Below are 13,556 nucleotides of genomic sequence, written 5' to 3'. Positions count from 1 at the left end.
ATTAATCCTGTGCTTTCGCCTGACTGGCCTGCAAGGCCAGCAGCAGGCTGGAAGTATCTTTGCGACCGCCGCCAAGGTTCTGCACCTGCGCGTAGAACTGATCCACCAGGGCGGTCACCGGCAGGCTGACGGACTGACGGCGCGCTTCATCCAGCACGTAACGCAGATCCTTACGCATCCAGTCCACCGCAAAACCGAAATCAAATTCGCCCTGCAACATGGTGGCAGCGCGGTTATCCATTTGCCAGGACTGCGCGGCGCCCGCGCCGATCACATCGACCACAGCCGCCATATCCAGTCCCGCCTGCTGACCGAAATGCATGGCTTCTGACAACCCCTGCAATAGCCCGGCGATACAAATCTGATTGACCATTTTGGCAAGCTGACCACTGCCGGTCTCACCCAGACGACGATAGCGAGCCGCATAGCACTGTAAAACAGGCTCAATGCGGCTGAAGGCGTCGGCATCACCACCGGCCATCACGGTGAGCTTGCCAGCCTCCGCGCCCGCCTGCCCACCGGACACCGGCGCATCGATGAACTGATGCCCGGACTCCGCCGCAGCCGCCGCCATATCGCGCGCCAGCTCCGCCGAGGTAGTGGAATGGTCAACGACGACCCCGCCCGCAGGCAAATGGGCGAAAACCCCGTCCCCGCCGCAGAGCACTTCGCGCACATCCTCGTCGGCGCCTAGGCAAACCGCGACCACATCGCGGTCACTGACGGCATCGGCAACACTGGCCGCTGCCAGCGGGGCATATTCATCGTTCCAGCGCTGGGCCTTCTCCGGGCTGCGGTTGTACACCCGCAGGTCTACACCGGCACGATGCAAGTGCCCCGCCATCGGAAACCCCATTACCCCCAGGCCCAAAAAGGCGACGTTCATATGCTTTCCCCCATTACCCGCCGAGTGAAGATCAACCCCTCAGGACAGTACCACGGCGTAAATCACAGCGGCCAGCAACACCCGGTAAATGGCAAAGGGCATCATGCCAATACGCTCCACCCAGCGCATGAAGACGCTGATGCAGGCATAGGCGGTGACCGCTGATACCACAAAACCAATACCCAGCAGATCCCAGGGCACCGGGTGGCTGCTCTCCAGCAGCTCCAACAATTTGTAGCTGCCCGCGGCGGCAATGATCGGCATCGACAGCAGAAAAGAGAAACGTGCGGCATCACTGCGGCTCAGGCCCACCAGCAGTGCCGCGGTCATGGTGATCCCCGAGCGCGAAGTGCCGGGGATCAGCGCCAGCGCCTGAGCAAAACCGACGATCAGAGCAATGCGCAGGCCCACATCCACCAGATGGCGGCGGTGACTGGAGTACCGGTCCACTACACCCAGCACCACGCCAAACACCAGCGTGGTCGTTGCCAGCACCAGACCGCCGCGCAGATGCTGTTCGATCACATCGTTGAGCAACAGCCCTGCCACCACCGCCGGCAGGGTCGCCACAATCACCATCCACGCCAGACGGCTGTCATCGCTCTGCTGCCGGGTGAGCAGACTGTTGCCCCAGGCACCCAGCAGATTGATCACATCGCGGTAGAAATAAGCCAGCACCGCCAGCAGCGAGCCAACATGCACAGCCACATCGAAAGCCAGTCCCTGATCCTCCCAACCCAGCAGGGTCTGCGGCAACACCAGATGGCCCGAACTGGAAATGGGCAGAAATTCAGTGAGCCCCTGTATAGCGGCCAGAATCACGGCCTGCAATGCATCCATTAATAAGCGTCCTTGTTAGTGATTAGAGGGTCGTGATTACGCTTTTTGCCAGGCAACACTGTCGCGCAGGTAGACCGGCTGAGCCTGTTCGGCAGGCAGCAATTTGCCTGCCAGATAATCGCGTTCGGCCAGCGTCAGTGCTGATGCAGCATGGGGTAGCACCGAGGTATCAAGCCTTGCGGGTGCTGCGCCATCAAACCGCTCAGCGTATTCCCAGCCCTCACCCAAACCCACGGCAACCGCAGCCAAGTCGCCAACCGCAGCGGGCGCGAGCAGCGCATCATCACAAACGGCCTCGACAAAGCCATTCCGGCAGACGTAGCGGCCGACATAGAGTTCATCCATACGAGCATCAATTATCGGCATCAGCAAACTGCCCTCATCGGGCTGATCGGTATTCATATAGTGCTGCGCCATGGACGCCAACGTCGACACCGGCAGCACTGGCAAATCCGCGGCAAAAGCCAGCCCCTGCACCGTGGCGATGGCAACGCGCAAACCGGTAAACGACCCCGGTCCGGCGGTAAACGCCAGACCGTCGAGCTGGGCGAGCGTCACTCCCGCAGAGGACAGCATCTCGTCCACCATCGGCAATAAATACCGGGTGTGTGCCCGGGGCAACATGCGGAAGTCTTCACGAATTTCGCCGTCGCGCAGCAGTGCCACCGAGCAGGCTTCGGTGGCAGCGTCGATGGCTAGCAGGCTGGTCATGGCGTGTAGTGTCTCGGCAACATCTGGCAAAAAAACGCTGGCATCATAGCACAGCCACCGCCTACCATCGCGACACTGGGTAGAGGATTTCACGATGCGCTCAAACGGGCATTTCATCGCGCAAGACGGTCTCTCGCTGCTGATTCTGGCTGGGGGACGCGGCGAGCGCGTCGGCGGCCAAGACAAGGGACTCTTGAACTGGCAGGGGCGCCCCCTTATCAGCGCCGTGCACGAATGCTATGCGCCGCTGGCCGATGAAGTGCTGATCAGCTGCAACCGCAATGCCGAGCGCTACGCGGATTTTGGTACGCCGCTGGCCGACGTGCTAGCTGATTATCCGGGCCCCCTGGCGGGTATTCTCCGCGGCCTGCAGGCCGCGCGATACCGGCAGCTACTCATTGTCCCCTGCGACAATCCCCAGCCACCCGACGGGCTTTATCAACGACTGGCTTCTAGCCATCCGCAAACGCCTGTGCGCTACGCCCACGACGGCGAGCGCGGCCAGTATTTATATGCCCTGCTCGAACGCCGCCCGGAACTGCTGACCAACCTTCAGGCATATCTGGAAGCGGGAAAGCGCAGCGTGTATGGCTGGTATGAACAGGCTCAAGCCCATGCTTTAGACTGCCGCGACATGGCCGCACAGTTTCGCAACCTCAATCGGGCCGACGCCTTTGAAGCGCGCTGACCCCAAAGATCAGCGGGCCGTACCGAGCCGGGAGTTCAGACGCGCAGCCAGTAACAGAATCGCGGCGATCACCACTTCCACCGCGATCATGTCCACTGTCAGCGCCGCGCCCTGAGCCGCCCAGGCAATCAATCTAAACAACGCAGCGCTACCCAGTGTGGTCGCCGCGACATAGAGAAATACCGGCGCCTTGCGCCAGACGCCAAGCAAGACCCACAGCCCACCCGTGAAAAAGAAGGCGCCGAAATCCCCAATCTGCGAGCTGCGCCCCACCCCGTCTGACAAGACCATACCCAATGTATCGGCAGACGCCTGTGGATCAATCAGCCAGCGCAGTCCCAGCAGCATAAATAACAGCCCAATCCCCCACAGCAGACCACTTAGCAATTTTTTCATTTTCTTATCCTTATCTGGCGGTGTTTTTTTCTATTGGGTGGGCCGAGCAAGCTGTCTGCGCAGACCTTGTTCAATCGCTGCAGCTCGACGGTCATCCGGCGCCAGCGTTCGCCAGCGCAAAACGTGGGGCAACGCCTCAGCCGGTGACTGATAATTCACCGCATACAGACTGAGTAATTCCACTAGCTGGCGACGCTCGCCCTGTCGTTTCAGAGCTCGCTCAAGCGCGGCTATGGCCTCCAGGGGCTGACCGGATTGCTCCAGCGCCACCGCCTGGGCATACACGTAATCGCTGTTCATTGGCGCCAATGTCACTGCGTGACTAATCGCGTCAAGGCCGTCATCAAGCTTACGCTGACGGAAGTAGCTCATACTCAGTGCATAGGAAATCGCAGCGTCATCCGCTAGCTGTCGTGCAGCAAGCAGTATCTGTTGGGCCTTTGCTTCGTCGCCGCGCTGCCGGTACAAGTCCGCAAGATTAATCGAGGCCGGGGAATACGACACATCAATCCGCAGAGCCTGCCGGTAGGCATTTTCTGCTGCCTCCTCCTCGCCCATTGCCAACGATAAATTCCCCAACGCCATTTGCGATGCCGGATGATCGGCATTGCGCTGCAAGGACTGCCGGTATTCTTTCACTCGCCGGGACAGGCGCTGACGATCCGCATCACTCAGATCTCCCCGGACCAATCCTTCAGCCAGCACCCTGGCAACCGCCAGCCTCACCGATTTGACCGGCTCATCCAGATGGGGCAACAGCATCAACAGGCGGTCGTCCAGAGGCAGACGCTCAAGAATCTCCACCGCCGCCCGCTGGAGGGCGGGGTCATGACTCCGCAGCTTGCGACGCGCCAGCTCGGTCAGCGCGGGATCATCTATCTGCGCCCCCAACGCTGCCATCACCCTGGCCTGCCGAAAGCGGTGTCCATTGGCAGTGGAAACGTAATCCAGTAAACGGGGCAGCGCCGTGATCTCGCCGCGATCAAGCTGGTGCAGCCAAAGTGACACAGCGTCTGCCTGCGTTGTGCTACCCGGCATTCCGGCAATCAGCCAGTCGGGGCTTTTATCGACATGACACTGGCTGCAGGCATTGGGCACGCCAATCGACTTACTAAGGGCCGGACTGGGAATACCGAAACGGTGATCGCGCCTCGCGTCCACGCCCATATACACTGTTGCGGGCATGTGGCAATTCACACATTGCGCACCGCGGCTGTGTTCCGGGTGACCGTGATGCGCGGGCCGATCGTAATGATCGGGTAGATGACACTGACTGCACAGTGCGTTGCCCTCCGCCCGCAGTGTCAGTGAGTGCGGATTATGGCAGTCGCTGCAGACCACCCCCGCGTCGTGCATCTTGCTTTGCCGAAAAGACCCCGCGACAAAGACCTCCGCATCAATCTGACCATCGAGGTGATAAAGCGGTGTATTCGGCAACATCAGGCTGAGGTGATCGTCGAGCTGCGAACCCGGTTGCCAGCTGTCGATACGAGTACCCAGACTGTGGCACTGGCCGCAGGCGGAAAGCTGGCCCCCATCGGGCCGGTCCCGACGCCGGGCAATACTGGCCTTCTCGGGCAGATACCAACTGCCCCGCTCCGCCAGCGTCGCCGCAAACCCCGAATGCGCCACCGACGAGGGCTGCTGATTGCGCAGCCACTGCTGGTGACCTTCTGCATTCCCGTGGCAGGCCTGACAGCTCACATTGACGAATTGCCAGTGGGTGTCAAAACGATTCTGCGCAGCGTCATACCCCTTCTCCACCCCGGTGGAATGGCATTCCGCACAACTGGTATTCCAGGTAAACGCGTAGTGATCCCAGCCCAGATCGGAATCCAGCCCGTACCAACGCTGACCACCTTCTGCCGCACGGCGACTGTCCCAGGCAACAGGCAGGGCCTGCAAACGCCCGCCCGGCAGGTCGACCAGATACTGTTGCAAGGGATACACCCCGAAGGTGTAGCGAACATCGAATAGGCGTTCCGGCTGATCCGGCGCTGTCAGAGCAATCTGGTAACGCCCTTCCGCTTCCAGAAAGCGATAGCGCACGCCGGCATGCGTCAGCGATTGGCCATCGAAATTGCCCAGTACCGTCTTTGAACTGGTGGGCTGCATGGCCTCGGCATGCTGGGACGCCTGCCACTGGCTGAACTGTACCTGATGGCAGCCAGCACAGCTTTCTGGCTGATTGACCGTCAATGAGAATTCGGCACGGGCAGTGCCACAAAACAAAGCAATAAACAGCCAACAGGCTGCGATAACATGCCGCACCATTATCCCCGCAGCCGCTTACGCCGCCAGAGAAGCCCGCCGTACACCAGTACGAACAGCAGCAACCCTGCCGATAGCCACTCTGTTTTTCTCGCCATAATCGAATTCCAACTCACTTGCTGAAGCTGATCATAACCATCCGGCACGGCCAATACACCGTTGCGCCGAGCATAATCCTCATAATCGGCCAACATGGCGGCCAGACGCTCCGGCATGCTCTCACTCAGGTCTCGGCTCTCTCCCGGATCACTGACAATGTTATATAAATGCCAGCGGCCGTCTCCCGCAGGAGGAAGGTTTTTCACCAGTTTATAGTCACCCTTGAACAGCGCGGCATTGCCACCCAGTTCGTAGCCAAGCGCATCGTCTTCCCCCCGCACGCGCTCACGTTGGTCGGCGAGCACCGGCAACAAGCTCTTGCCAGAGGGCTGATAGTAGTCGTCTCCCGGCGGCGCAGCGCCACTGAGGTCTAACAACGTCGGCACAATATCAGTCACATGGGTCAGCGCTGGTGACTGCCGCCCCGGTGCTGCAACGCCGGCCCCGGCAATAATCATCGGCACTCTCAGCCCACCTTCCCCAGCATAGTATTTGTAGTAGGACAACGGCGAGGCCGCCGCGCTGGCAAAGCCGGGACCAATCACCACATAGCTATCGCGTTCACCCAAGGTGCCATAGTCAGTATTGAAGCCCATGGCCTTCATCCACAGCACAAAAGGCAGGCCAAAGCGGGCGACCGGGTCGGCGGGCTCAGGGCCGTTATCCGACATGAACACAAACACAGTGTTGTCGTATTCCCCCAGCGTTTTCAGATGCTCGACCAAACGGCCTATGTGGTGGTCCATCGCCTGCACCATCCCCGCATACACCGCCATGCGTCGCGCCCAATCGCGCTGCTGCGCATTACTGAGCGCCATCCAATCCGCCGTGCTATTCATTGCAGTCAACGCGGTGGAAGGCGGCACTAACCCAGCCGCCACCGCTGCCCGGTAGCGCTGCTCGCGCAGTGCCGACCAACCCTGCTGATAATGGCTTTCATACATGGCCCGGTACGCGGCGGGCACCTGTACGGGAATATGTACGGCCTGAAACGCTACGTAGGAAAAAAACGGCTGACCATCGCCATGTTGACTATCAATCTGCGCTATTGCCTGGTCGACGATGTATTCCGAAGAATAAAACTCATTCGGCAACTGATGGGGTTGCCCGTCCTTGTACCACTGCGCCGTGCGGTACATGGGCAGATAGGGGCGCTGGGACCAGTTATCTGCACCGCTGTCTGCCAGAATCACACTGCGCTCAAAGCCGCGCTGATCTGGCAAACGACTCGCATCCTTGCCCAAATGCCACTTGCCCGAAACATAGGTGTGATATCCGTGTTCGCGCAGCAGTGTTGCCACCGTCTGCACCCGATGAGACAGCACGCCATCATAGCCATTACGGCCCCGCTGACTGGGTGGCATGGCCTCGGGAATATTCGGCACGCCGTTCAGGTGACTGTCCACGCCGGTCAGCAGCATTGCCCGGGTCGGTGCGCAGCTTGCCGCCACATGGTGGTTGGTGAAACGAATGCCGTTATCTGCCAGTGCCGCCAGACTGGGGGTGGCAATTTCGCTGGCAAAGGGCTGAATGTCGGTAAAGCCGAGATCATCGGCCAGAATCAGCACAATGTTCGGTGGCGCCGCCTGTGCGAGCACAGGCGCCATCAACAGCAGGCCGCAGTATAGGGTTCGCCTCAGCACAGGCATGTCCTCGTATCGTTATTGTTATGCATTACTGCTTGCGTCGAGCGCCGCCGGCCTGACGTATCGGCGGCGCCCACACAATTATTTACACAATGTAAACTTTAATGCAGAATGTCGCGAACTGTCCAGTCATGGCCATTAATAACAACGAGAATAATCCAATGACAACACGTTCCAAATTCGGCCTGAGCCTCCTGCTATTATTCGTCGTCAGCGCAGTATTCATCTGGCAAGCCGGCAACCAGCTCGTTTTACGCGCTATGCAGCGCCAGGTTGAAGGCACTCTCAGTAACCACTTTATGAGTGAATTACCCGACGGTCTGCATGTGTACATCTGCGGGGCAGGCTCGCCGATTCCCGACCCGCACCGCGCTGGTCCCTGCACTGCGGTTATCGCAGGCAAGCAGCTTTACATCGTCGACGCTGGCAGTGGCAGTATTCGCAATCTCGGCCCAGCAGGGCTATCTGCGGGTCGTGCCAGTGCCGTGCTACTCACTCACTTTCACTCCGACCATATTGATGCGCTGGGCGAGCTTTCCGTTCAGCGATGGGCAGGTGGCCATCAGGCCAAGCCGTTGGATGTCTACGGCCCACCAGGGGTAGAACAAATTGTCGACGGTTTTAATCAGGCTTACGCCCAGGATACCCAATACCGCATCGACCACCACGGCACCAAAACAGTATTGCCCTCCGGCGCCGGACTTCTCGCCCGCCCCTTTGCGGCAATTAACAACGGGGAGCGCTCGCTGCTTCTTGAGCGGGACGGCTTGCGCATTACCGCCTTTGGGGTCGACCATTATCCCGTACCCAATGCCGTGGGTTATCGCTTTGACTACAAAGGCCGCAGCGTGGTGATTTCCGGCGACACCCGCAAAAGCGCCAATGTTCAAGCCCTAGCAGAAGACGCAGACCTGCTACTTCACGAAGCGCTATCACCACAATTAGTGAATGTGATGCAGCGCGCCGCCAGTGCCGTGGGAGTCGAGCACATGGCCCAGATTTCCGAAGACATACTCGACTACCACACCACCCCGCAGCAGGCCGCGGACATTGCCCAGGCCGCCGGGGCGCACTACCTGGCACTGAACCACATCGTTCCTGGCCTGCCGCTGCGCTACCTGGAAAAACTGTTTATTCAGGGAAGCGCTGAGCACTACAACGGCCCCATCAGCATTACCCGCGACGGCGACTTCTTCAGCCTGCCCGCCAACAGCACGGCTATTCGCACAGACTCCCTGCGGTAAATCCATTACTGAATTCGGACGCCACTATGCCTCAGCAAGACTATATTCTGATCGCCACACAATATTCCTACTACTCCGCCAAGGTCCGCGCCTGCCTGCAGTACAAACGCCTGCCCTACACGGAGCGGGCGAGCAATTTTCAGGCTCTTTTTCAGGAAGTGATGCCACGCACCGGCGAAGCCAAATTTCCGGTGGTTTTCTGCCCTGACGGTGAGCTGCTGAACGACAGTTGCGATATCGTCGAAACCCTTGAACGACGTCACCCTGAGCGCCCACTGACGCCCGACGACCCGGTACTCACCGTGGCCTGCCTGCTGCTCGAAACGCTCTGCGATGAGTTTTTTGTCGCCCCGTTCATCTACTACCGCTGGATTCCAGAAGACACTCGCCAGTGGGCACTCGGTATGTTTCAAACGGTCTTGCACACCGATCTCGACGACGCCGAACTGCGCGCGCAGGCCGAAGGGGTCTCTGAACTGGTCGCCGAAGGTATTCAGGCCAAAGTGCGCAAACTGGGACAGGACCGGGACGAGGTACAGACCCTCAGCAGAAAGCTCACCCACCGCATATTGGACACACTGGAACAGCGCCTGAGTCAGCAGCGTTTCCTGCTTGGCAACCGCCCCTGCCTTGCCGATGTAGCAATGATGAACGGCCTGTTCGGCCATCTGTATATGGACCCCTGCGAGGCCGGGGAACACCTGCGGCGCCACTGCACGAAGCTGTCGATGTGGATGATGCGTATGCACGCTGCGGCGGGAGAAGCCAGCGATGGCGAATTGTGCAACGATCCGCAACTGCCTGCATTTCTCGCCAAACTCGCAGCGCCATTTGCCACCATGGCCGAGACCACATGGCGGGCCGTCGCCGAGGGTATTGCCAGCAATGACAGCGACATCCTCCCCGCGTCCTTCGGGCCGGCACCAGCGAGCATTGAGGGCGTTGAGGTAACTGCGGCCAGTTCGACCTATGTGGCCTGGAAATTACAGCGGGTAGCAATTGCCTACCGGACGCTGTCAGAGGAACAGCAGCACCGTGCCGACATCCTGCTTGCCGACACCGGCTTTTTGCCCCTGCTAAAAAGCACGATACCTTGGCGGCTGGAAAAAGCGGGCACGGCCATCTGTCGGGTCGCCGCGTGATAGCCCTGGATTATTTGGCGGATTTGCGAAATGCTGGCGGCAGGCCCGCCGACTCACCGGACTTGAAGCGCCGCAGCATCCACAACAGCAGCTCAAGCGCACTGTCTTCATCCATCTCGCCATCGCTCACCAGGCTATAACTGCCCCAGAACAGCATGTCGATCATGAAACCAATTTGCCGCCGCTGATCATCGGCCAATTCTACGCCCACCAGGCCCGGTATTGCGGCGGCAGGCACATCGGCGCTGAGACGGCGAATCATACGCGCCGCTTTGGCAATGGGTTCATTGGCGTTATAGGGGGTGAACAGAATCGTCCACAGGGCACGCACCCGCCCGGCAGACAAGTCCTCGTGATAGTGACGGTGCTGGGCCTGTACCGCCTGCTCAATATCGCTAGGCTGCTGATTAAAATCGGCCTGCGAGTCCTGATACAGACTGCCAAACAAGTACTTGATGGTTTCCAGCAACAACTCATCAATGGCCGTAAAATGCTGGTAGATCAGTTGGCGACTCACCTCGGCCCGCTCGGCCAGCGAAATCATGGTCAGCCCCGACCAACCCTGCTCGTCAACAATCGACGCCGCCGTGTCCAGTAGCTGCTGTCGGCGCTGCTGCCGATTCAGGTAATTCCGCTTTGCCGTTTTTTTCTCCGCCATCTCAGCGTGGTGTCCTGTCAGTTTGGCCAGTAAATATATTCATCTTCTGCCGAGGCCGGGTCAGCCATGGTTTTATCGATCAGCACGGGCAGGCTGACGATTGAGGGCCAGCGCGAAGGCTGCTGCTGGCGGTTGTGTTCGTCCAGTTGCGCGGCCATGTCAGCTACCTGCTGCGGGTATTCTGCGGCAAGGTTCTGTGCTTCCAGCGGATCGTCCTTGAGATTGTACAGCCAAATTTTACGCGGCTTGGGCGAGCGCATCAGCTTCCAGTCACCGGCACGCATGCCCTGATAAGCTCCCTCCCGCCAGAAAATCGCGTCGTGGGGAGGCCCCTGAATATCGGCGTTCACATAGGGCAGCAAATTCACGCTGTCCATCACCCGGTCCTGGGGCAGCGCGATACCCACAGCCGCAGCCACTGTGGCAAACACGTCCAGATGGGAAACCGGCGCATCATACTGCAAGCCCGATGATAGCTGCTTCGGCCAGCGCAGATAAAACGGCACGCGCACACCTCCCTCAAAAAAGCTCAGTTTCCAGCCACGGAACGGTGCGTTCAAGTCCGGCAAACCCAGATAGCCCGGTGCACCGTTGTCGCTGGTAAAAATCACCAGGGTATTGTCGTCGATACCGTTGTCTACCAAGGACTGCATCACCCTCGACACACTGCGGTCGAGTGCGCGCAGCATGGCACTGTACACGCGCAGGCGATGATCCTGAATATGCGACAGCGCATCGTAGTCAGCTTTCAACGCCTGCAATGGTGAGTGCACGCCCCAGTGGGCGAGGTATAGGAAAAATGGTCGATCCTTATTTGCCGCGATCGCACTCACCGCTTGATCGGTGTAGTAATCCGTCAGGTAGCCGCTGGGGGCAAAGGGTTGGCTACCGTTATAGGACGCGGCATAACGCATTCTCAGCCAGATCGCCCGGTCCAGCGGATCGAAACCCTGCCGGGCATTGACCACCTGCGGATCATCCACTGGCAGGTACAGACCGCTCTCCATCAGCAGGCTTTCATCGAAGCCTTGATGCTCGGGACGCATGCCTTGGTCCCGCCCCAAATGCCACTTGCCAATATGCAGGGTGTGATAACCCGCCGCCTGAAGCTGCTCTGCCAGCGTAATTTCCTCGCCGGGCATGCCCAGGGACTGAAACGGTGGCAAGCGGTCTACCGCCGCCATATCCACCTCGGGCGGATGCAGGGCGCCGGGGGGTTGCGGCAATATCTTGAACATTTTGGCGAAGCTACGCGGCGCCGGGGTGAACTCAAAGCCAAAGCGCGTGGAATAACGCCCGGTCATCAGCATCGCCCGGGACGGCGCACAAACGGCATTGCCTGCGTAGGCGCTGCTGAACGACACACCCTGGCTGGCCAGAGCATCAATCGCCGGTGTCGGCAGGGTCGCCTGCTCACCGCGGTGAAAGCTAATGTCGTTAAAACCCAGATCATCCGCCACAATCAGAATGACATTGGGGCGCTGATCGCCGGGCGCGGCCTCTCCCTGCCGCCAGTGAACCGGCTGATTCTCTGCCACCGGGTGCCGGAGATTATCCAGTCCGATCACCGCCCGCAGCAGCCATTCGCCGCGATGAGGCCAGACCGCGGCCACCAGCAGTAACAGTATCAACAGCATTGAGAGCAGGATTTTTTTCATTATTATTTCCTAGCGTTGTGATTCAATCAGACGGCATTGCGCGGCGCTGCAACTCATCCAGCATCCACATGCGATCATTCCCCCAACTGGTGAACTGCCCGAGGCGAAAACTCGGCACGCCCCAAAACCCCATATCCAGCAGCGCATCGAGGTTATTCTGGGCATAGGCAGGCAGCGGCTCGGTCAGACAGCGCTGCGCGGCGGCCCACTCGATACCCACCCGCTGGCAGACGGTTCGCAACCCCCGGTCAGTAGCCAGATCAATGGCCTCTGCCCAAGCGCACCGCCCCGCTTCCACCAGGAAATCGAGTTGCTGCGGCGGGCTCTCTGCCAGACTGAACACTTTCAAACAACGCAAAGCGCCTTCACCGATAGGGTCACTGATCAGCCCGAAAGGAACCCCCAAACGCTTTGCCTCCCGGCCCGCGTCGTGAACAATGTACATACGCTTGGCCAGGGGAATATTAAAGCCACGCATGGCCATCGGCAGGACCGGTCGCACTGACAGGGGCAACGTCATGGAGGACAAGCGACGCTGCAACTGCACGGCAGCCAGATAGGAATATGGGCTGCGAAAACTGAAAAAGAACTCCAGTGGCGTCCCGGCCGATGGCGTCTCCCCAAGGTCTGCTTTATTCGCATGGCAGAGCAAGGTCAGCGGGCCCTCATACAGCCCAGCCCGATTCAGAGCTGCCAGCAGCGCATCGACGCGATCGACACCCCAGAACCAATCGCCGCGAAACTGCCACATTGCAGGCAGGTAGTGCCCCAGCCGTTCGCGTCGCAGGTTATTGGCCTGCAATGTTTCTTCGACGTCAGTTGCCGATTTGGTGTCGCCAACGGGCAAGTCGCCCTGTCCGGAAAACAACACACTGGCCACTTGCCACTCACGCCGTATGAAATCCTCAAGGGAGTCGGCCGCCATCAGATAAGTGTTAGCCTGAGTCGTTAAAGCGTCATCAGGCGGGCCGTTCATCGGCACGGTTTGCAGCCCATACGCCGAGGCCAAACGCGGCACATCGTTCAGAGCAAAGCGCCGCTGCTTGTCAATTTCAGGGTAGATGGGGCTTTGCTGCTGGGAGACCAGTCGCAGGCGAATCGTTAACTTACTCTGCGCCTGCAGTCGCGGCAGCAACTGCGCAGCCAGGTGTGAATGCGGATCACCCACCGCATAGTAAAACTCCAGCTCATCCTGCGCATTCTCACGAGCCGCACGGCGCGACTGCAGCAGCGCATATCCGCCCGCCACCCCCTGAATGATACGGGCCTTACATCTCGCCTTAGTCGGCATTGTCATGGCACACCATGTTTTTTTAT

General features: G+C 59.5%; 12 protein-coding genes. 3 read left to right on the top strand and 9 right to left on the bottom strand.

The window, feature by feature from the left end; all coding sequences use genetic code 11:
* Window position 1 precedes the first annotated feature (1 nt).
* Genes G411_RS0116600 through tsaB form a run of 3 tightly spaced genes read right to left on the bottom strand, consistent with a single transcriptional unit; the run spans window position 2 to window position 2,437 of the window.
* On the bottom strand, window positions 2–886 hold the full coding sequence (locus G411_RS0116600) for an NAD(P)-dependent oxidoreductase (RefSeq protein ID WP_022960336.1): 885 nt from the start codon (window positions 884–886) through the stop codon (window positions 2–4).
* A gap of 39 nt (window positions 887–925) precedes the next feature.
* Window positions 926–1,726, bottom strand: a complete 801-nt coding sequence (locus tag G411_RS0116595; RefSeq protein ID WP_022960335.1) for an undecaprenyl-diphosphate phosphatase — start codon at window positions 1,724–1,726, stop codon at window positions 926–928.
* Between the two features lie 36 nt (window positions 1,727–1,762).
* A complete protein-coding gene (gene tsaB / locus G411_RS0116590; RefSeq protein ID WP_022960334.1) occupies window positions 1,763–2,437 on the bottom strand; it encodes a tRNA (adenosine(37)-N6)-threonylcarbamoyltransferase complex dimerization subunit type 1 TsaB in 675 nt (224 codons plus the stop codon).
* Window positions 2,438–2,531: 94 nt separating this feature from the next.
* On the opposite strand from tsaB, the gene mobA reads away from it, so the two are divergent.
* Window positions 2,532–3,125 carry a molybdenum cofactor guanylyltransferase MobA gene (mobA, locus tag G411_RS20970; RefSeq protein ID WP_022960333.1) on the top strand — a complete coding sequence of 198 codons (594 nt, stop codon included), beginning with the start codon at window positions 2,532–2,534 and terminating at the stop codon, window positions 3,123–3,125.
* Window positions 3,126–3,134: 9 nt separating this feature from the next.
* On the opposite strand, the gene G411_RS20965 is transcribed toward mobA, so the two are convergent.
* From G411_RS20965 to G411_RS20955, 3 genes are all read right to left on the bottom strand, one after another.
* The gene (locus G411_RS20965) at window positions 3,135–3,521 is read right to left on the bottom strand and encodes a hypothetical protein (RefSeq protein ID WP_022960332.1); all 387 of its coding nucleotides are present in this window, start codon (window positions 3,519–3,521) and stop codon (window positions 3,135–3,137) included.
* 30 nt (window positions 3,522–3,551) lie between these two features.
* Window positions 3,552–5,720 (bottom strand): multiheme c-type cytochrome, encoded by a 2,169-nt coding sequence (locus G411_RS20960; protein ID WP_169530730.1) that lies wholly within the window; start codon window positions 5,718–5,720, stop codon window positions 3,552–3,554.
* A 74-nt stretch (window positions 5,721–5,794) separates the two neighbouring features.
* On the bottom strand, window positions 5,795–7,534 hold the full coding sequence (locus G411_RS20955; protein ID WP_211218369.1) for an arylsulfatase: 1,740 nt from the start codon (window positions 7,532–7,534) through the stop codon (window positions 5,795–5,797).
* 164 nt (window positions 7,535–7,698) lie between these two features.
* Here G411_RS20955 and G411_RS20950 point away from each other — a divergent pair, with 164 nt between their 5' ends.
* Window positions 7,699–8,781, top strand: coding sequence for an MBL fold metallo-hydrolase (locus G411_RS20950; protein ID WP_169530728.1), 1,083 nt, complete (start codon window positions 7,699–7,701; stop codon window positions 8,779–8,781).
* Window positions 8,782–8,807: 26 nt separating this feature from the next.
* Window positions 8,808–9,923 carry a glutathione S-transferase family protein gene (locus G411_RS0116560; protein WP_022960328.1) on the top strand — a complete coding sequence of 372 codons (1,116 nt, stop codon included), beginning with the start codon at window positions 8,808–8,810 and terminating at the stop codon, window positions 9,921–9,923.
* A 10-nt stretch (window positions 9,924–9,933) separates the two neighbouring features.
* Here the strand turns inward: G411_RS0116560 and G411_RS21665 are convergent, their stop codons facing one another.
* Genes G411_RS21665 through G411_RS0116545 form a run of 3 tightly spaced genes read right to left on the bottom strand, consistent with a single transcriptional unit; the run spans window position 9,934 to window position 13,536 of the window.
* Window positions 9,934–10,581 carry a TetR/AcrR family transcriptional regulator gene (locus G411_RS21665; RefSeq protein WP_022960327.1) on the bottom strand — a complete coding sequence of 216 codons (648 nt, stop codon included), beginning with the start codon at window positions 10,579–10,581 and terminating at the stop codon, window positions 9,934–9,936.
* Window positions 10,582–10,598: 17 nt separating this feature from the next.
* Window positions 10,599–12,239, bottom strand: a complete 1,641-nt coding sequence (locus tag G411_RS0116550; RefSeq protein WP_022960326.1) for a sulfatase-like hydrolase/transferase — start codon at window positions 12,237–12,239, stop codon at window positions 10,599–10,601.
* Window positions 12,240–12,261: 22 nt separating this feature from the next.
* Window positions 12,262–13,536, bottom strand: coding sequence for a DsbA family protein (locus G411_RS0116545; RefSeq protein ID WP_169530726.1), 1,275 nt, complete (start codon window positions 13,534–13,536; stop codon window positions 12,262–12,264).
* Between the last annotated feature and the right edge of the window lie 20 nt (window positions 13,537–13,556).

It is taken from the genome of Spongiibacter tropicus DSM 19543 (assembly GCF_000420325.1).
GTDB classification, from domain to species: Bacteria; Pseudomonadota; Gammaproteobacteria; order Pseudomonadales; family Spongiibacteraceae; genus Spongiibacter; species Spongiibacter tropicus.
Note: the sequence above shows the minus strand (reverse complement) of the source record. Positions and strands in the feature narration are given on the sequence as shown.

Coding starts and splice junctions, on each gene's coding strand:
- G411_RS0116600 (WP_022960336.1), bottom strand. CDS start 886: ATGAACGTCGCCTTTTTGGGCCTGGGGGTAATGGGGTTTCCGATGGCG.
- G411_RS0116595 (WP_022960335.1), bottom strand. CDS start 1,726: ATGGATGCATTGCAGGCCGTGATTCTGGCCGCTATACAGGGGCTCACT.
- tsaB (WP_022960334.1), bottom strand. CDS start 2,437: ATGACCAGCCTGCTAGCCATCGACGCTGCCACCGAAGCCTGCTCGGTG.
- mobA (WP_022960333.1), top strand. CDS start 2,532: ATGCGCTCAAACGGGCATTTCATCGCGCAAGACGGTCTCTCGCTGCTG.
- G411_RS20965 (WP_022960332.1), bottom strand. CDS start 3,521: ATGAAAAAATTGCTAAGTGGTCTGCTGTGGGGGATTGGGCTGTTATTT.
- G411_RS20950 (WP_169530728.1), top strand. CDS start 7,699: ATGACAACACGTTCCAAATTCGGCCTGAGCCTCCTGCTATTATTCGTC.
- G411_RS0116560 (WP_022960328.1), top strand. CDS start 8,808: ATGCCTCAGCAAGACTATATTCTGATCGCCACACAATATTCCTACTAC.
- G411_RS21665 (WP_022960327.1), bottom strand. CDS start 10,581: ATGGCGGAGAAAAAAACGGCAAAGCGGAATTACCTGAATCGGCAGCAG.
- G411_RS0116550 (WP_022960326.1), bottom strand. CDS start 12,239: ATGAAAAAAATCCTGCTCTCAATGCTGTTGATACTGTTACTGCTGGTG.
- G411_RS0116545 (WP_169530726.1), bottom strand. CDS start 13,536: ATGACAATGCCGACTAAGGCGAGATGTAAGGCCCGTATCATTCAGGGG.